This window comes from Anoxybacillus sp. MB8 (assembly GCF_011006755.1).
In the GTDB taxonomy this organism is placed as follows: Bacteria; Bacillota; Bacilli; order Bacillales; family Anoxybacillaceae; genus Anoxybacillus; species Anoxybacillus gonensis.
Genome location: NZ_RXXX01000009.1, coordinates 1 through 16,993 on the forward strand (window position 1 = coordinate 1; position 16,993 = coordinate 16,993).

At 36.4% G+C, this 16,993-nt stretch carries 19 protein-coding genes and 1 pseudogene; 5 read left to right on the forward strand and 15 right to left on the reverse strand.

Features of this window, described 5'->3' with window-relative positions:
* From EKC99_RS05040 to EKC99_RS05060, 5 genes and pseudogenes are all read right to left on the reverse strand, one after another.
* Positions 1 to 154, reverse strand: a pseudogene (locus EKC99_RS05040) (ATP-binding protein); the annotation flags it as partial.
* Complete coding sequence (istA, locus tag EKC99_RS05045; protein ID WP_163150845.1) at positions 151 to 1,353, reverse strand: IS21-like element IS5376 family transposase; 1,203 nt, start codon at positions 1,351 to 1,353, stop codon at positions 151 to 153. The gene istA and the pseudogene EKC99_RS05040, both read right to left, overlap by 4 nt.
* A gap of 60 nt (positions 1,354 to 1,413) precedes the next feature.
* Positions 1,414 to 1,728, reverse strand: a complete 315-nt coding sequence (locus tag EKC99_RS05050; protein WP_240468799.1) for an ATP-binding cassette domain-containing protein — start codon at positions 1,726 to 1,728, stop codon at positions 1,414 to 1,416.
* Between the two features lie 4 nt (positions 1,729 to 1,732).
* The gene (locus EKC99_RS05055; RefSeq protein WP_163150847.1) at positions 1,733 to 3,031 is read right to left on the reverse strand and encodes an ABC transporter permease; all 1,299 of its coding nucleotides are present in this window, start codon (positions 3,029 to 3,031) and stop codon (positions 1,733 to 1,735) included.
* An 18-nt stretch (positions 3,032 to 3,049) separates the two neighbouring features.
* Positions 3,050 to 3,619, reverse strand: coding sequence for an ABC transporter permease (locus EKC99_RS05060; RefSeq protein WP_240468800.1), 570 nt, complete (start codon positions 3,617 to 3,619; stop codon positions 3,050 to 3,052).
* Positions 3,620 to 3,746: 127 nt separating this feature from the next.
* On the opposite strand from EKC99_RS05060, the gene tnpC reads away from it, so the two are divergent.
* A complete protein-coding gene (gene tnpC, locus EKC99_RS05065; RefSeq protein WP_075039580.1) occupies positions 3,747 to 5,195 on the forward strand; it encodes an IS66 family transposase in 1,449 nt (482 codons plus the stop codon).
* Positions 5,196 to 5,264: 69 nt separating this feature from the next.
* Here tnpC and EKC99_RS05070 read toward each other — a convergent pair whose 3' ends face one another.
* The 7 genes from EKC99_RS05070 to EKC99_RS05100 form a co-directional block, all read right to left on the reverse strand.
* Positions 5,265 to 5,789, reverse strand: a complete 525-nt coding sequence (locus EKC99_RS05070; RefSeq protein ID WP_240468801.1) for an ABC transporter permease — start codon at positions 5,787 to 5,789, stop codon at positions 5,265 to 5,267.
* Positions 5,790 to 6,113: 324 nt separating this feature from the next.
* The gene (locus EKC99_RS05075; protein WP_035064347.1) at positions 6,114 to 6,719 is read right to left on the reverse strand and encodes a hypothetical protein; all 606 of its coding nucleotides are present in this window, start codon (positions 6,717 to 6,719) and stop codon (positions 6,114 to 6,116) included.
* A complete protein-coding gene (locus EKC99_RS05080; RefSeq protein WP_035064345.1) occupies positions 6,716 to 7,342 on the reverse strand; it encodes an ABC transporter ATP-binding protein in 627 nt (208 codons plus the stop codon). The genes EKC99_RS05075 and EKC99_RS05080 overlap by 4 nt, the downstream gene beginning before the upstream one ends.
* Before the next feature lie 15 nt (positions 7,343 to 7,357).
* Complete coding sequence (locus EKC99_RS05085; protein ID WP_035064343.1) at positions 7,358 to 8,077, reverse strand: DUF2705 family protein; 720 nt, start codon at positions 8,075 to 8,077, stop codon at positions 7,358 to 7,360.
* Positions 8,074 to 8,811 (reverse strand): WxPxxD family membrane protein, encoded by a 738-nt coding sequence (locus tag EKC99_RS16045; RefSeq protein ID WP_156185735.1) that lies wholly within the window; start codon positions 8,809 to 8,811, stop codon positions 8,074 to 8,076. Before EKC99_RS16045 ends, EKC99_RS05085 begins: the two co-directional genes overlap by 4 nt.
* Positions 8,786 to 9,556, reverse strand: a complete 771-nt coding sequence (locus tag EKC99_RS05095; protein ID WP_297989711.1) for a DUF2705 family protein — start codon at positions 9,554 to 9,556, stop codon at positions 8,786 to 8,788. Before EKC99_RS05095 ends, EKC99_RS16045 begins: the two co-directional genes overlap by 26 nt.
* Positions 9,557 to 9,647: 91 nt before the next feature.
* Positions 9,648 to 10,073: a DUF2712 domain-containing protein gene (locus tag EKC99_RS05100; RefSeq protein WP_035064338.1), complete on the reverse strand. Its 426-nt coding sequence runs from the start codon at positions 10,071 to 10,073 to the stop codon at positions 9,648 to 9,650.
* A gap of 186 nt (positions 10,074 to 10,259) precedes the next feature.
* Here EKC99_RS05100 and EKC99_RS05105 point away from each other — a divergent pair, with 186 nt between their 5' ends.
* The 4 genes from EKC99_RS05105 (at position 10,260) to EKC99_RS05120 (ending at position 13,521) form a co-directional block, all read left to right on the forward strand.
* On the forward strand, positions 10,260 to 10,430 hold the full coding sequence (locus tag EKC99_RS05105; protein WP_163150849.1) for a hypothetical protein: 171 nt from the start codon (positions 10,260 to 10,262) through the stop codon (positions 10,428 to 10,430).
* A complete protein-coding gene (locus tag EKC99_RS05110) occupies positions 10,421 to 11,359 on the forward strand; it encodes a polyprenyl synthetase family protein (protein ID WP_012576277.1) in 939 nt (312 codons plus the stop codon). The genes EKC99_RS05105 and EKC99_RS05110 overlap by 10 nt, the downstream gene beginning before the upstream one ends.
* A gap of 85 nt (positions 11,360 to 11,444) precedes the next feature.
* Entirely contained in the window at positions 11,445 to 12,944 is a 1,500-nt protein-coding gene (locus EKC99_RS05115) for a sensor histidine kinase (RefSeq protein ID WP_240468802.1), read from the forward strand.
* Positions 12,919 to 13,521: a response regulator transcription factor gene (locus tag EKC99_RS05120; RefSeq protein WP_075039581.1), complete on the forward strand. Its 603-nt coding sequence runs from the start codon at positions 12,919 to 12,921 to the stop codon at positions 13,519 to 13,521. The genes EKC99_RS05115 and EKC99_RS05120 overlap by 26 nt, the downstream gene beginning before the upstream one ends.
* A 42-nt stretch (positions 13,522 to 13,563) precedes the next feature.
* On the opposite strand, the gene EKC99_RS05125 is transcribed toward EKC99_RS05120, so the two are convergent.
* The 3 genes from EKC99_RS05125 to EKC99_RS05135 form a co-directional block, all read right to left on the reverse strand.
* Positions 13,564 to 14,202, reverse strand: coding sequence for an ATP-binding cassette domain-containing protein (locus EKC99_RS05125; RefSeq protein ID WP_035064329.1), 639 nt, complete (start codon positions 14,200 to 14,202; stop codon positions 13,564 to 13,566).
* A 1,461-nt stretch (positions 14,203 to 15,663) separates the two neighbouring features.
* Positions 15,664 to 16,068, reverse strand: coding sequence for a hypothetical protein (locus EKC99_RS15880; RefSeq protein WP_240468803.1), 405 nt, complete (start codon positions 16,066 to 16,068; stop codon positions 15,664 to 15,666).
* A gap of 423 nt (positions 16,069 to 16,491) precedes the next feature.
* Positions 16,492 to 16,869 (reverse strand): hypothetical protein, encoded by a 378-nt coding sequence (locus tag EKC99_RS05135; protein WP_012576285.1) that lies wholly within the window; start codon positions 16,867 to 16,869, stop codon positions 16,492 to 16,494.
* Positions 16,870 to 16,993: the final 124 nt, after the last annotated feature.

The following is a 16,993-nucleotide window of genomic DNA, read 5'->3' on the forward strand; positions in this document are numbered from 1 at the left end:
CCTGTTTTTCGACGATTTCTGCCTCTAATAAGCGGAATAAAAACTCCGAATATGGTATATTATGAGTAGCTGCGTATTCTGCCATGGCGGACCATCGCTCCGCCATGACAGGCAAATGGAGTTGGTGGCAATACTCGTGTATTCGTTCTTTCATGAGCTTTCCCCTCGCAGGAATGCGTCATAAACGGACAATGGACGAGTATCCACTTCCACCGAAACAGGCGAAATGGTGGCGGCCATTTCCGTCTGTTTCTTTTTTATTTTTTCGGCGAATGAAATCACTTTTTTCTGTTGGTTCACGTGAGAAATCTCCTCCCCTCGAAAGTACAATCGAATATCTCCATTTAATCGCTCCTTCACCAGAATTTCTTTGCCCGCATACTCCGACGATAAGAGCCATTGTTCCCCTTTGTAAGAGAAACTGCCATCCCAATGCACCTTCCGATAGGAAAGATAGCTCGTATCGTAATCTTTCAACGGAAGAGGCTTGAGTGACTCCTCGGCCCAACGCTCTTGCGGAGGAATGCCGGTAGTGGCGTTTGGCTTCCGATTCGCCACTTGATCGAGCCAACGATGGAGAAGGAAATTTAATTCCTCGATGCTTTCAAACGCTGTCCCCACATAGAAGTGATCCATGATATACTGAATGGCTCGTTCGACTTTTCCCTTTGTCTGGGCCCGGTAAGGCCGGCATACTTTTGGAATAAATCCATAGTAACTCGCAAATTCGGAAAATCGTTGATTCCATTTCACCACTCCTTGTTCTCGCCCGTCTGTAACGGTCTTCATATTGTCAAATAACACCTTCTTCGGAACCCCGCCAAAGTACTTGAAGCTCTGAATCAGGCATTCCATTAAGTGTTCCTGATCCTGGCTGGTCGTAAATACCGCGTATTTCATCCGCGAATAGCCTAACGTGGCCACAAATAGCGATAACTTGACTTTTTTCCCTTCGATCACGACCTCCCCAACTTCTTTCCAATCGACTTGCATTTGTTCGCCAGGAAGCGTTTCATAACGAACGGTGTATTTCTTTTTCGCCGTCTCTCGGAAAGGTTTCATATAGTCTTTTAAAATCGTCTTTCCTCCCGTATAGCCCTGTTGTCGAATTTCAAAAAACAACTTTTCGCTATTAAACACCCCATCTTCTAACATTCGTTTTTGAAGATACGGCTTAAATGGATCTAACTTGCTTTTTCTTTGTTTTCGCTTGGATTTGGAAGGAGGATTGGGGGAGTGAATATATTTTCGGACGGTTTTCCGATCGATCCCCAATTCCCTCGCAATATCAGAAATACTCATTCCCCTTTCATACATCTCTTTGATCATAAAAAATTCCCCTCTCGTAATCATGAACCATAGCTCCTCTCATTGACACTATGGTTCTATTGTAAGTGGGGAATTTTATTCCGGCTATATTGGGGATTTTATCATCGGCTTTAACAATGCAAAGTGTTGAAAAATAAAACTGACTTTTTTATTGCGAATATCACTTAGCTGTCTGTCATTTAATCTCGTTACATCTTCCCCTTCAAGTCGATATACTCCTTCTGTCGGGACATCCATACATCCGATAATATGTAATAAAGTCGATTTTCCCGATCCAGAAGGTCCCATAATTGCAATAAACTCTCCATGTTCAATTTGTAGACTTACCTGACTTAGCGCCTTCGTCGCGTATTCATCCTTACCGTATATTTTTGTTACATTTTGTAATTCAATGAACATCTATTTATTCCCTCCCTTCCACCAAATTGCGCAATGCTAATTTATTTACGTTCCAAAGTGGAATAAATGAAGATAGCAAAACGATAAAACATGAAACAACCATAATTTTTACGTACAACGACCAAGTGAACGCTTGCAAACGAATGTTATATTCAAAAAATGTATCTTGCCATTCTGTCCAATAACTTAGCACAACACCGATAATGGCTGAAGTCATCACAAGTAAAAACAATTCCATCACAACTATTCGCCCGATATCACGTTTGCTTGCCCCAGTCACCATCATGACCCCAATATCGTATTTACGTGCTTGGATAGAAGATATCGTCACAGAAATTACCCCAATGAGTGTAACAGCAACGAAAAACAAGCCAACCATAAAAGTAAATCGGGCGCTTTGTTTTGTATTATTTTTATACTCTTCCATCTCATTGGAAATTGTTTTTAACGTCGGATAAATACCAAGCTCTTTCCCTTTCTGTTCGATAGTTTTTTCGACAGATGAAAACTCCCGCTTATCAGATAACTGCAAAAATAGGTTGTTTAGCCGCACTGCAACATCCATCGGTCTTCCATCTCTTTCCTCAGGAAAATATGGAGCGACAAAAAAACGATCTAGCTCATTCGCGTGATCAATAAGATAATCATTGGCGGATAACCATTTCGCCCCTTGTTCCAATATCCCAACGACTTCGTATGTAACAAAAAACGCATTCTCTCCTAATCCAGCTAGAGCTTGAAACCGATCTCCAATGTGAAATACATCGCGATAATCATATCCTATTAAAATAGGAATCACATCTTTGTTTGTTTTCTCAAAGTCCTCTTTGCTCAGTTCCCTTCCTTTCATTAATTGAAACTTTGAAAAAAGACGATATATGTCATAGTCGAAATATATCATTTTTGTACGATCTGTATACGATTCCATACGAGTATTTGCATACAATTGTTCATTTTTTCGCATGTATCGTGTTTTATTTGCGAAGTTTTGTGGACTAATCGTCGTTTCTTCAAAAGATCCGTATCCCTTTACATTTGGTATTGTTTTTATAAATTTTTCAAGCTTGCGAAATCTCTCTACAAACCATTGACTATCGTCACCATCTGGAATAAACAATCGAATGGTCGTTTCTTCTTTCATATGTGTAACAGAAAATAGTTGTTTTTGTTGATAACGAATTGTCTCGATTGTGATCAGCGCATGATTGATGACCCAAAACGATACAATGAGTTGAACGATCATTAATGCTATGATCCATTTTCTTTGCCACATGCTTTTCAAATTGAGTAGCATATACTTCATTTTTTATCTCCTCAATTTCTACTTTTTATGTATGACATGAATAGGTTGCACACAAAAAGCACGAAAAGCTGGAACGATAATTGCAGTTAGTGATGAGCAAAAAACAAATCCAATTGCTGCTGAAAAGTGCAACAAAGAAATATGTAATGGGAATCCTACCCATTTTTCAAATATATGCTGAAATAGCCATTGCACACCATACCCAAAAACGACTGCAATACTACATAATACAACCATCTCACTAAAAATCATAAAAACGATGTCGCGATTCGTATATCCGAACGCTTTCCTTATTCCAATTTCATATATTCTCTCTTGTACCCAATAAAACGATAAATTCACAACATTAACTAAAGAAAGTAAGTAAATAAGAACGATAAGCATGAGGCGATCACCAATATCAATTCGGAACGATAACTGTGCTTCGTATGGAAAAGAATCAATGCTTGCTTGTGGAAATAACTTCTCTGCTTGCATACGAATGGATGTTTCATCCTTGTATGTATCTTTTTTCGTATTATAGAGTGTCAGCGTGATTTGCTGCTGACTTAATAATTTACTAATAACACTCGGCGGTAATGACTTCATTGGGATAAGAACTTGTGAATCCAATAATCTCGAATTGTAACTATTCAGCCACATCATAAAGTGAGCTGAATATTTTTTGCTTTTCCTGTCTATGATGTGAATATTGATAGACAAGGAGGTGAATCACATGTTGACGGTACAACAAGCTGTATTTACAGTTGAGGGCTTAATCGGCAAAGTCCAACAACAAAAACAGCTCATTCATCAACTCATTCAAGAAAATGAACATTTGCGTCAAGAAAACAAACAGCTACGCAAAGAAAATGAACAACTCAAGCATCGCGTTCAAGAGCTGGAAGCACGCACGAAAAAAAACAGCTTCAATAGCCATTTGCCCCCATCTTCTGACCGTTTTGAGAAAAAGCGTTCCTCCCGCGAGCCGTCTGGCAAAAAGCCTGGTGGGCAAGAGGGACATGAGGGGACGACGCTCCGTCAAGTGGAACATCCACATCATCGTGTCGTCCATCGCGTACATACGTGTCAAGGATGTGGGGCTTCTTTGCGTGACGTCAAACCGTTCAAAGTCGATGTCCGTCAAGTGTTTGATCTGCCTCCCGTGTCGATTGAAGTGACACAACATGAGCGTGAAGTGAAATCATGTCCGCATTGTCGATGCGTGCAACAAGCGGAGTTTCCACCACATGTCACGAATCATGTGCAATACGGTCCACGTCTTACTGCGCTCGTTGTTTATTTGCATCATATCCAATTGATCCCTTACAAGCGTTTAAGTGATACAATCGAAGCGTTATATCAACACTCGGTTAGTACAGGAACCCTTGCCAATATGGTGAAACGAGGACGCGAAGCGCTGGAATCCAATATGGACATGATCGAAGACGCCTTACTTGACTCTAACATCTTGCATGTCGATGAAACGAGTTTGCGCATCAATGGTAAACTCGCATGGGTGCATGTCGCATGTACGTCGACATATACGTACTTGGCTTTTCACGCTTCTCGTGGAAAGAAAGCAACGGATGAGATCGGGATTCTTCCACAATACAAAGGGACGATGATGCATGATGCATTCGGTACGTATCCGAGATACACGAAAGCCACACATGCTCTTTGCCATGCCCATCATTTACGTGAGCTAAAAGGCTTCATCGAACAAGGCCATACATGGGCATCGCGCATGACCACGTTTCTGTTAGCCGCCAAACAGGCAGTCGAAGCGCATCACGGTGCACTTTCCGAAGAAGAAGCGAAACGATGGGAACGAGTGTATGATCGTATCCTAGCGAAAGCACAGCACCGATTGGAAACGATGACACCTCTTCCGAAAAAAGCACTCGCTTTTATTCGACGGCTTCAAAAACGAAAGGAAGAAGCGCTGCGTTTCTTATGTGAAGTGCATGTTCCCTTTGACAATAACCAAGCCGAGCGAGATCTTCGCATGGTCAAAGTCAAAGAGAACATCTCGGGTACATTTCGTGACGAAACGTTCGCGCAGTCGTTTTGCATCGCAAGAAGCATCGTTTCCACACTTACGAAACACGAAAAAAACGTGTGGGACTCGTTGTGTCTTCTGTTGGCAGGCGAAACGATCGATCGAGTTCTTTCCGCTACCTAGGGCATTTTCTATGACCGAAATGCCCTATTTGTGCTGGGCTTTTTTATACACTAGCACTGGGGTGAATAGTTACCTCGAATTTTCCCCCATTATCCCAATGATCCCAATACACTTGTATCGCTCACCAGATAAGACAATATAGCGCTCATTCCCAATGATCGTTGTATCTTTTTCCCATTCGGATCCTATAAGGGCTACTTTTTCTCCACTTTTCATTTCTTTCTCGGTAAAATAGCGTCCTTCTTTTATAGGTAGACGAGGTTCAACAGACTCCTTTACATGTTCCGGAGCTACCATGATAGGCATGCCATCATGTAAAAGAGTCACCCCTTCCAATATAATCCCTGTTTCCTGATCTATGTTGTCAAACAACCGAAAAAGATCATTCCATGTTGGCTCATGTGGAAATGTCACCATTAATTTTGTTGCATGTGGCGGAACATACTGTTCAAGCTGTCTTTGAAGTAAATGGGAATAATTTATACTAGAAATACCGATTGAAATCATCAATAGCGATATGACCAATCCTAAAACTGCAAAGGCAGTTGTAAATGGATGAGCACGCCACTGACTCTTAAAAGATTGAAAGGACATATAAACCACCTTCCACAAACACGATAAGAACGAATACTCCCGATGTATTCCGCTAACTCACCGCCTATTGCAAAAATAGGGAGAAATTTAAGTCATAGCTGCTTGTGCAGCACAGAATGCTTTTGTCACTCCATCTTCTCGTTTAAAAAGGAAGCTTAAACCCTTCGGTCTGTAATAAAATGAAAATTCACTTGCATAGAAATTCCCCTTTCGAATATTGGATCGAACATTCATTCTACAGAAATTCTACAGAAGTTCCTCAGGAAAGAGCTATTTTCTACTTACTCGATTTTATCTAACATCATCATCGCTAGCACATGCTATCTATTCATTTTTCTTAAGAATGACAACCACATGTTTCGACTCTGCAAATAAATTTTTGTGTACTTCAAGAATCTGTCCTTTTTCACAAACTACTTTATAATACTTATCCCTACTATTTTGAAAATCGTACGTATGAATCACATCGCGATTTGACGATAAAAGCTGAACGAACGGTTTGCCCTTTATATCGTGACTCGTATAAGTAATGATATATGTTCCTTCTGGAATTTGCTTTCCTACAAGATAAAAACCGGAATGGTTAATTTGATAAATATCATTTCTTCCTCTCTCTATTTTTTCAAAGCGTGAAGGCTTAAGACGAACTTTTCCCTTCCCTTCTACATATACGTGCTCTCCTCGTCGCAGCTGAACTGCCAACCAGCGATCTCCCTCTCTCATTTTCATCTGCATAAATTTTACCTCTCCATGTAAAACAATCACATCATATGTTCCCTCACGAATGTTTTTTCCAACCACATAATCTCCCGATTGTATAACAATGTTCTTTGGTTGACGATTGTCGAAAATATTTGTATATCGTAAGGCAAAAACAGCGATACAAATGAAAATAATGCTAAAAAATATTGCAAGTTTTCCCTTATTCATAAAAGAAGCTTCCCCTCGCTCATTTTTACCGAAACATCACATAAATGCTGTAAATCTTCTTTTATATGGCTTGCAAAAATAATAGTCGCTCCTCTTTTTTTCTCTTCTAAGAGAATTTGCTGAACGAGTTCCACCCCTTCTTCATCAATTGCATTTGTGGGCTCGTCCAACAAAATAATATCAGGTCTTTCAAAGATAGCTTGGGCAATATTTAAGCGTTGCTTCATTCCTAATGAATATTTTTTTACTTTCGTTTTTAGAAACGGATCTAACCCCACTCGATGAAGAGCTTTTCTAATCTCTCCTTCTGAAGCAATTTTTTTAACTTTCGACAAAATATAAAGATTTGTATATGCATCGTATTGAGGTAGGAGCTCCATATTTTCTATAATGATTCCTATACTAGGTGGGAACGACATGTCCCGATGTAGCACTTTCCCATCTATCACGACATCCCCCTCAGTCGGAACAATTAAGCCTGCCAAAGCACGCAATAACATCGTCTTCCCAGAGCCATTTTTACCGAACAACCCGTAAATTTTTCCTTCTTCAAATTGATAACAAATATCTTTTAATACGTACGTACTTTTTATTTTTTTACTCAAATGACGAACTTCTATCATTTCCATCTCCTCACTTTATAGCCAGTCCATTTGTTTTGTTCTTTGAACAGAAAAATAAACGAGTAAACATTGGATAAATAACAAGATCAAACACCCTATCGAAAAATGGATAACGTACGGTTCAAAAATAGGTGAATGACTTACTCCATTGCGAAAACCCATCCCGTAATTCGGAATAAAAAGATAATGAATCCAATTCAATTCATGTGGCAACTCATTCGACAATAAAATAGAAAAGACAATATATAAATTGACAAGTAAATAAGAAAACCTAGCTCCGATATACAATTCCAAAAACGATTGCACACAAATAAGTGTATATATGGTACATAAATACATACACAAACCTTTTATGCCATTTGCTGTCCATATATTTTCACTATACGCATGAAACACAAACATAATAAATGCTTGAACGAAGATAAAAATTACAGTGACAACAAATGCATGCACATATTGATTCAACATCCATTTCATTCTATTATAGCTACGTACAAAAAGAGCAATTGCGTACTTTTTCATATCTTCTAAATGCCCTGAAAAATAGAGACTCATACTAGCAATCGGCAAATACCAAATCAGCAAATATTTATATACTAGATTATGTGAAGATGTGAATGGAACACCGTCAATAAACGAACTGTAAGAAAAAAACAGTTGAAAACGATTTAAAAAAATAGCCTGAACGATAAATGAACTGATAACAAAAAGGAAAAAAGAGAACTGACGAATCATGAAACGAAATCCTTTCTTTCATATAAAAATGAATGCATAAAGAAAAGAAAGAAAACAAGAAGAGCATGTCTTATATAAGCAAATAAAAATTCTTTCATCGTCCAGTGTTCTTCAAACCATTGTGTATATATGGTCAAATCTTTCATAGGTCCCCACGAAGTAACTATAAACAGTTTTTCTATAAAGAACCATCCTCCAACAAGAAGCAATGTTAGGAAAAAGGCTACATGTGACTGGTGCGTCAAGTGTTTCAAACACTGATATATAAGCCCAACAGACGTATAAAATAGTACAAGTAAAACGCTATTGCATAAAGCAATACGAAAAAAACTTACTTCTTGCAGCTTTTCAAAAGAAAAGAAATAACTCGTACATAATACATTAACAAGCGAATGCATAAAGGAAAAAATGATTGACACAACAACAATTTCAGTAAAGACTCTTACATACAAATGCCTACGTTTCGAGAACCGTACAATATAACAAACGGACTTTGGAAAAAAGAAATGATCGACACAAATAATAAATGGAATCGTGTAAAACAAAGCATAAGCCTGTATCGAACTATATCCAACCGCACTACTATTCATGAGCAACAATACTTCAGTAAATGAAAGTTGCAAATGACTTTGAAATATGAAATGTTTATTTTGCAGAAACCAAACGAACGAAAAAAATCCCCATAAGACGATAATAAGTATCGATCTTTTAACTTTCATTGTACTTAACCTCATACACAAACACGAAAGTAGAAATTACTAAAAATATAAACCAAGCCAACAAAATAGTTGGAATAAGCACGTCTAGTCCATACTCAGTAAATGGTTGAAAAAGGTATACAATAGAGTTTCTTTTCAAAATCATTAAAAACCAAATAAAAAACGATGCAGCATAGGCATATTTCCGATCAAGAAAAAACAAACTCATACTACTCCCAAGGAGACCTGCTAAACCGGCCATAAAGCAACTCACAAATGAAAAAATGAATATAGCTGCATATGGATGATTTACACTAAACTGAAACAATGCATTGCCTTCAATGTTTAATTCCATAACCCCTTTTGTAAACGTACCTCCCGAAAAAATAATTGAAACGAATATAAAGTTTACCACTAATGCAATACACATAGTAAAAAATGATAGTATAAATGATATAAACATTTTATGAAAAATATATTTTTTCTTCCCTATTTTACTTATAAGCACATAACGATATCCCGTTTGATAATCTTGAATGGGATCATCTGCCACTAACATGAGAAAATAAATCGGCAAAAACCAAATCAGCATAATTTGCGGCGCGTGTCCAATGCTTGAACCTGTCAGAAAAAACGCAAAAGCAGGATGAAAAACTTCATTCGAATTTCTTTGATACATAATCAACTGTGCAATTTCAAAAAATGGTATACATAAAACAATGCAAAAAGAAAGCCAAGACCGTTTATTTTTTAGGATTCTATACATATGACTAAATATCATTTTTATCACTCAACTTTTTTCATGTTTTATGAAGAGGAGAACCGAAGATGATCATAAATGCTCATCTTCGGTAAACAAATATTCAATTCATTTAATTTGTTTCTTCATCCCAGTAACCACTTATTACGTAGCTATCTGGACTATAGTTATTGTTTTCAGCCCCTAAACGCACATTTGATTGATTTGCCGTGCTAAAAGCTGGATAATAATGGGCACCGCTACCTTGCTTTACATCATGTGTATCAGATACTCTAGACCCAGATTTATCCAACCAGAAAGTAGCGATAGAACCGACCCCTTCAGAAGAGTAAGTTAAATTCACCTTCCATTTGTTATTCGGATCAGTAGTCTGTCTATACCGAGATTCAGAATAACTATTTCCATAGTTAGGCTTTAGCTCGAAACTAAAACCAATATTATCATCGCTAGCATAAGTGAAGTCTGAAAAAGTCAAAACCCCAATTCCCATAGCTAGAGAGAGTCCTAGATTATAGTATTTCTTAAGCCTCTTCCTCATTTTCTTCCCTACCTTAATTTAGAATTTTCTCGAGCCGGCTCGCTTTCAGTCTAGCACAAACTTCCATCCTATCATATCCGTATTTTCCGCAATTTTCATTGCGGAAAATACCTATTTTTCAAAAAACAAATGACAATTGTTTAATTATAAAGTAAAATTTTGTTTAAAAAGGAAAGGGGAAAAAACATGGAAAAGAACTTATGGACGGTTATTCAACAACTCAACACGAAACAAGTTATTACACAAGAAGACTGGAATCATGTAAAAATGCAACTTTCTCCCGATGCGTTCCACTCTCTTATCGATTATTTCCAAAATAAGGATTTAACTAGAGAAAAGGGAGATCAGTGGCTTTGACTTATATAGCGAGAAAAGAAATTCAGTCGTTTATCGTATACCACTTGGACAACGGCTCACTTATTCAAGAAGAAATACGTGAACATATTCAAATACTACTCCGTTGTCCAGGAAAGGTATGTAACGAACATACCCATTTTTCTTGGTCAGAGTTTTATACTTATATCGTACGATTTCATCATTGTCTACAACCGAACATAATTATTCCGTATGCTGCAGCCATTGAGTTTTTAATTTTAGCAACCGATCTGTTTGACGATATCGCAGATGAAGAAACAAAAAATATAATGAGGGAAAATGTTACTATAGGGGAAATCGTTACAATTGCTAATGCATTATTCGTCGAAGCGATCCATTTGATAGCTTTGCATACACCCCGAAACTTAAAAACGGAGATATGCCGTATGATGAAAGAACTGAAAGAAGCATGTAATGGGCAGTGGCGAGATTTGCATTTCACTATTAGTTCATCCATTCCGACAGAAAAGCAATATTTTCAACTAATCTCGCAAAAATCATCATCGCTCACAAGGCTTGTTTGTCAATTAGGAGCTGGTTCCTTGGCATATAAATGGTACGACATCGCAACATACATCGGGATAAGTGGTCAACTGCGCAATGATGCCAAAGATATTTTATGCGACAAAAAAAGTGACTTAATACGTAAAAAGGCAACTTTACCCCTTATTAAAGCTTTAGAATACAGTTTTACACATGATAACGGATGGCTATTGGAAACATTGCATTCTACTGACTTTCCAGAGCACATTTCTATCATAAAAAACTACATACAAAAAACTGGGGCATTAGATTATTGTTTCATTCTTTCTGATATATTTATGAAACGTGCAATGAAACAAATAGAGGATTGTTTTCCAACAAAAAGAGAAGCAATTCATGCACTAAAAACATACTTAGAAAGCTTGTGATAAAATGAATAAATATTTTACATCGGCTTGGATTCTTTCCTTTCTTCTCATTACATACATTTTGATCGAATCACATGAACAATATATGAAGTATCCTTATTATATCGTTTTACTTATCGGTATTTCTTTCTTATTAATCGGTAAATATACGTATATCCAAAAAACAAATTCCATCGTTGTGCAACGATTTTTTATTTTAATGTGTATCAGTGCAATCGCCATTATATGTGCCATTCCTTCAAGCCAAGGAATACAAGCAGCACAAACGATCGAAGCCTTCGCTGTTTGTTCAGCACCTTACGCACTTCTTAATTTTTTTAAATATTTTCCAATTTCAACAAGACCAAAATTCTTCCATGCTGTTTCCTCTATTGCAAAGTGGGCAGGCATCGTTTGTTTCGTCACTTATACATGGGGAAATATAGCAGCAAATGAGCCATCTATAAAAATCATCGCTCGATTATTTATTGTGCTTAACATCATTATGGCTGTTTGTACATGTTGTGTGTTAATTGCGTCCCACCTCGGTTCGAACTCAAAAAAAGTAAAAAATGATTTATATGTGCTTATTTTGGGCCTATGTTTATCGTTCGCTCCGATGATTCTTTTTAGTTTCGTTCCAAGTATTTTATTTGGCTTTTCATTTCTTTCCTTTTATTATACGATGGTAAGTATCATTTTCTTCCCTCTCACTCTATCATATTTATTAACTAAACAAGGAATCGCAGATTGGCGCGTCGTTGCGAAGCAAATTGGGAGAAAAATCGTCATTTTATGTATAAGTTTATTGATATGTAATATTGTATTGTTCACAATAAACTATAATTTACCTTTATTACCCATAAATATACTCATTATTTTTTCCATTACTATATATCAAATGGTTCAATGGTATTTCACATACCAAACAAAACAAATAACAAATAGCTTAACTAATAAACATGCATACTCTATTCAAGAATATGAAAAGTGGAAGCTGGCTATGTTTTTACATGATGAAATATTACAAGAGCTTATTGTTATCTTCCAAAGATTTCAACTGAGACAAAATGAAAACGACGACAAACAAATTTATGAGATGCTACGAGATAAAATTCACAAAGTACGCGATATGTGCGAAAACGTATACCCTATGTTTGTTGAACATCTAGGTTTAGAAAATAGCTTATATGGACTGCGAAACAAAATCAGAATCGAACACCGTCTTGATGTTGAAGTTTACTATGATTTAGGGATGAGAATTATTCCATCATCTTTACAAGTTACTCTATATCGAATCATCCGTGAACTTGCTTATAACGCTGTTAAACATGCAGAAGCTACATTGATTATTGTTTCACTATGGGAAGAAGATGAGATGCTTCATATTTCTGTTGAAGATGATGGAAATGGATTTTCCGTCCCTACACACATATCTCAAATAATCGAAAAACATCGCTTCGGATTAGCTTCCATCGAAAAACAACTATATATGTTAGGCGGAAGATGGGACATATATTCCGACCAGCAACTCGGAACACGAATTTTTATAATGATTCCATTTGAAGAGGTGGAAAAGCATGAAGATAAAAGTATTACTAGTTGATGATCATGCGCTTATGATTGAAGGAGTAAAAGAATTGCTTGGAAGAGAAGAAGATATGCATGTTGTGGGAACAGTTTTACATTTATCTCAACTACAAGAATCCATCGAAACATTGAATCCTCATGTGATCGTAATGGATATTCGTTTAAAAGATGGAAATGGATTAGAGTGGACAAAGAAGATGAAAATGTTATATCCAGATTGCAAAGTTGTCATTTTATCTGGATATAACTATAGCGAATACATAAGAGCTGCGAAACATGCTGGGGCATCTGCATTTGTAGTAAAAGAGGAGTCTATCCTTCAGTTAGCGAATGCAATACGCGGAGCATATGAAGGGTTCGCATTTTTTCCGAATGATGTAGATGAAGAAGAAAACATTTCTCTAACGAAAATGGAACTTGTCATTCTAAAATTAATTGCTCAAGATAAAACAAACGAGAATATTAGTCATTCATTAAATATAAGCCGCCGAACAGTAGAACATCATGTTTCTACCATCATAAAGAAACTGCGAGTTGATTCTCGAGTTGGAGCGGTAGTGAAAGCAATAAAAGAAGGAATCATTGAACCTTAAATGTAAAACATAAAAAGCATGGGCAAGCATTTCCCATGCTTTTCATTTGATCTGCTGTAGCGTATATTGATTAATTTCAAACACATGGTCACAGAGAATATCTATATCTTCTTGATTATGGCTTGTTATAAGCATCGTTTTCCCTTCCGTCTTAAATGAAAGAAGCATCTGACGTATATTGTCCACACTCGTACGATCTAATGCGTTAAATGGCTCATCTAAAATTAACGTTTGTTGATCTTCCATGATTGCTTGTGCTAACGCTAATTTTTGTTTCATTCCTAATGAATAGTGTTTCACTTTTTGCTTTGCATCTGGATCAAGCCCAACCCGTTCCATTGTTTTCCGGATTTTTTGGTCATCGATTTGATTTTTAATTAAGGCTAGTTCTTTTAAATTTTGGAACCCTGTTTTATTTGATATATATCCTGGGCGTTCAATAATAATTCCAAAGTGATCTGGAAAGCGGTTGTTTAAACCAATTTCTTTTCCATCTACACGAACAATTCCAGTATCAGGTTTTAAAAAACCACATATGAGTTTAAAAAACACTGACTTCCCTGAACCATTTGGACCCATAATTCCATATGTTTTTCCTTTTTCAATCATAACGTTCACATGTTGAAAGACAGGAACTCCTTTAAAAGATTTGCATACATCTTGCAGTTCAATATGCACCATGTTGATCACCTTCTCTAAAACATTTTTCTTCGCAAAAGAAGGGAAATACTCATTACTATTCCCGTCAACCATAAAATCAAAACAAGGCTAATCAAATAAACGGATCTTCCTTCAAAAACATATATTAAGCTATTTAGCTTAAATGGAATGAACGGTGAAGTGGAACATCCCGTTATGATAACGAGCAACGCTATACCATAAAACCGATTTCGGGTCAAAAAATTAAAAAGCATGACGAACAACACATACACAACTATTTGTAAATAACCATTAATAAAAAAGTGGTACAACAAAGAAAATAATGAAATGTCTTGTTGAAATGAAGTGAAAAAACGAAACGACAGCCCCTTTAATAGCGAAATCGCAAGTGATACAAAAAAAAGAAACACGAGATAAAGCAAAGCAAGCCATGTCACCATTAAAGTCTCTTTCTTTAACCACTTAAGAACGGAGCTATACCGTATGAGCTCGTAATAAATCATGTTCTTTTTTTCTCTTTCCCAACATACATTGACAATATAAACAAATCCTACGTAAATAATCATATATGTTAAAAGAGGCAAGAGGCGTAAATGTTTTGTTGTGCCTAAAAAAACAACTCCAAAAAAGTCCATTGACGTTTTCATATTTTTCGATTGTTGTACCCACATCACTACAAAAACTGTCAACAAGAACAACACCATGTGTTTGTATTGGCTGAAAAACTCCATGATCCTTCTCCTGTTCCACAATACAACCAATACACATGCAATAAAAAAGAATACAAAAAACGGAAATGCCTGATGACGAAATGTTTCTAAAGTTTGTGTAAGAGAAAAATAACTAGGTATCTTGAATTCTCCAAGGTGATTTGGAAAACGCTTAAAAGACACAATGGTGTACACCCATATGGAAAATACAAAGACAATAAGCACTCGAACTCGTTGAATAAGTAAATAGAAAAAACAAAAAATAATATGCAAACAAATAAAAAAGAAAAAGAGCAATAAAATTTGCCACAAAAACGCGACGAACGGATCGTGAATAAACTTCTGTATTGTCTGGGTTTCAGTAAGAAGCATATAATCTTTACTCAAAGTGCTCCAAGAACTAGAGAATGAAACCCCTTTTAATAAGATCAGACTGACACACGACCATATGAAAATAGTTGTTATAAGTATTTCTAAAAAGCGAATCGTTGTTTGATAAACCCATCTATTTAAAGAGCCTAGTCTTATGAGTACAACATATTCATAGTAAGAAACAATATAAAAAACAGAGTAGAAGCAAAGAAATGGAAAGATGAAATATGTAACGAGATACGGATTCCCGAAATAAGATATGATGAAATCCCATATATTCACTTCTTTCTTACCCGTATAACTTAGGAAAAAAATGTATTCCTTACTTCTTAAACTATAAAGATAAATGATGCACGCTACGACACTCCACTTGAAGTAATCCAGCTTGCTATGAAAAATCCTAAACATACATTTCATCCACTCTTCCCTTTACACGTGCAAATAAAGCAGAAACAATAAACGTTAATAAGAAAAATGGAACGAGCACCGTCCACATCGGTTGTTGAAAAATCCGAAAAGGAAAAATAGATACATCTGGAGCAAATTGATCTAATCCTACAATTTGAGCAAAAAAGGTGCCTAGCAAATAATAGATAAATGGAGTAAAAAACGCAACGAGCATTTTATCCATAAGCATCATTAAAACTAATCCGAAAGTGGCATACAACATTCCATTCAACCCAACCCATGTTGCATAAATTAAACCATAAGACAAAGTGCCAAGCGATAGAAGTTGTTCAAATGTCGTATATGGAATCGGATTGTTTAAATGTTCATATAAACTGACTAATTCAAGCTTTGGCACAATATACATACAAAAAATGAAGGGAATAAACATCATTAGAAAAGATATTACAAATGAAGCAATTGCATTTGCTATTATTTTACTAAAAAAATAATGTGAAAGAGATACCCTTGCTTGTGCATAAAGCAGAAATCGATTTTTCTTTTCATCCAAAAAATGTACAGCATAGAGCAAAACCATTAAAATTGGAAAGAAAAGAGAAATACCTCCAGAATATAAACGTAAAAATATCTCAATATATCTGTAAAAAACATATTGATCTTTAATCACGAAAAAATACGCGATAGGAAAAAGTACAACCGAAGTCCATATGATCACATTTCGTTTATTTAACATTCGTTTCAACTCAACACGTACTTGTTCTTGCAAAACAATCCTCCTCCCTCTCTTCGATGGAAAGCAGGGAAACGATCTTCCCTGCTTTTAGTTGCTGCGCCATTCACCTTTCACTCGTACATCAACAACCTCATTGAAATCTGTACTAAACTCCACTCTCGTACTTGCACCTTTTTTGATCGAATTAGGTAGTTTAAACGGTCCACCAACAGTAGCTACCCGCACCCAACTACCTGTTCCACCATCATATGAATGAGCTCTTGCATCAATCGCTTTTCCTAAGGTAGACACTTTCAAATCTACCGATTCTCCGCTTTTAGATTTTTCTTGTTGTGGAGTAAATGCATTTCCATTAAATTTCGGAACAATAACGTCATACCCCTCGTAGTTTGTTCCAGCATGAGCTACGACTCCAATAGAAACTAACGCCATCGAAAAGACAATAGCAAACATTTTCTTCTTCAATTTTATCGCTCCTTCTTCCCCTAATTTTGTACGTCACCGATCGGTTCACTGCTAATTATAAAAAAAAAAAGAAAACATGTATATCCGTATTTTCCGCAATATTCCTTATGAAAGGTTATAAATT

Excerpts from the sequence above, each read along its gene's own strand:
- istA (WP_163150845.1), bottom strand. The coding sequence starts at position 1,353 with ATGATTACGAGAGGGGAATTTTTTATGATCAAAGAGATGTATGAAAGG.
- EKC99_RS05050 (WP_240468799.1), bottom strand. The coding sequence starts at position 1,728 with ATGTTCATTGAATTACAAAATGTAACAAAAATATACGGTAAGGATGAA.
- EKC99_RS05055 (WP_163150847.1), bottom strand. The coding sequence starts at position 3,031 with ATGAAGTATATGCTACTCAATTTGAAAAGCATGTGGCAAAGAAAATGG.
- EKC99_RS05060 (WP_240468800.1), bottom strand. The coding sequence starts at position 3,619 with ATGAAGTCATTACCGCCGAGTGTTATTAGTAAATTATTAAGTCAGCAG.
- tnpC (WP_075039580.1), top strand. The coding sequence starts at position 3,747 with ATGTTGACGGTACAACAAGCTGTATTTACAGTTGAGGGCTTAATCGGC.
- EKC99_RS05070 (WP_240468801.1), bottom strand. The coding sequence starts at position 5,789 with ATGTCCTTTCAATCTTTTAAGAGTCAGTGGCGTGCTCATCCATTTACA.
- EKC99_RS05075 (WP_035064347.1), bottom strand. The coding sequence starts at position 6,719 with ATGAATAAGGGAAAACTTGCAATATTTTTTAGCATTATTTTCATTTGT.
- EKC99_RS05080 (WP_035064345.1), bottom strand. The coding sequence starts at position 7,342 with ATGATAGAAGTTCGTCATTTGAGTAAAAAAATAAAAAGTACGTACGTA.
- EKC99_RS05085 (WP_035064343.1), bottom strand. The coding sequence starts at position 8,077 with ATGATTCGTCAGTTCTCTTTTTTCCTTTTTGTTATCAGTTCATTTATC.
- EKC99_RS16045 (WP_156185735.1), bottom strand. The coding sequence starts at position 8,811 with ATGAGGTTAAGTACAATGAAAGTTAAAAGATCGATACTTATTATCGTC.
- EKC99_RS05095 (WP_297989711.1), bottom strand. The coding sequence starts at position 9,556 with ATGATATTTAGTCATATGTATAGAATCCTAAAAAATAAACGGTCTTGG.
- EKC99_RS05100 (WP_035064338.1), bottom strand. The coding sequence starts at position 10,073 with ATGAGGAAGAGGCTTAAGAAATACTATAATCTAGGACTCTCTCTAGCT.
- EKC99_RS05105 (WP_163150849.1), top strand. The coding sequence starts at position 10,260 with ATGGAAAAGAACTTATGGACGGTTATTCAACAACTCAACACGAAACAA.
- EKC99_RS05115 (WP_240468802.1), top strand. The coding sequence starts at position 11,445 with ATGAAGTATCCTTATTATATCGTTTTACTTATCGGTATTTCTTTCTTA.
- EKC99_RS05120 (WP_075039581.1), top strand. The coding sequence starts at position 12,919 with ATGAAGATAAAAGTATTACTAGTTGATGATCATGCGCTTATGATTGAA.
- EKC99_RS05125 (WP_035064329.1), bottom strand. The coding sequence starts at position 14,202 with ATGGTGCATATTGAACTGCAAGATGTATGCAAATCTTTTAAAGGAGTT.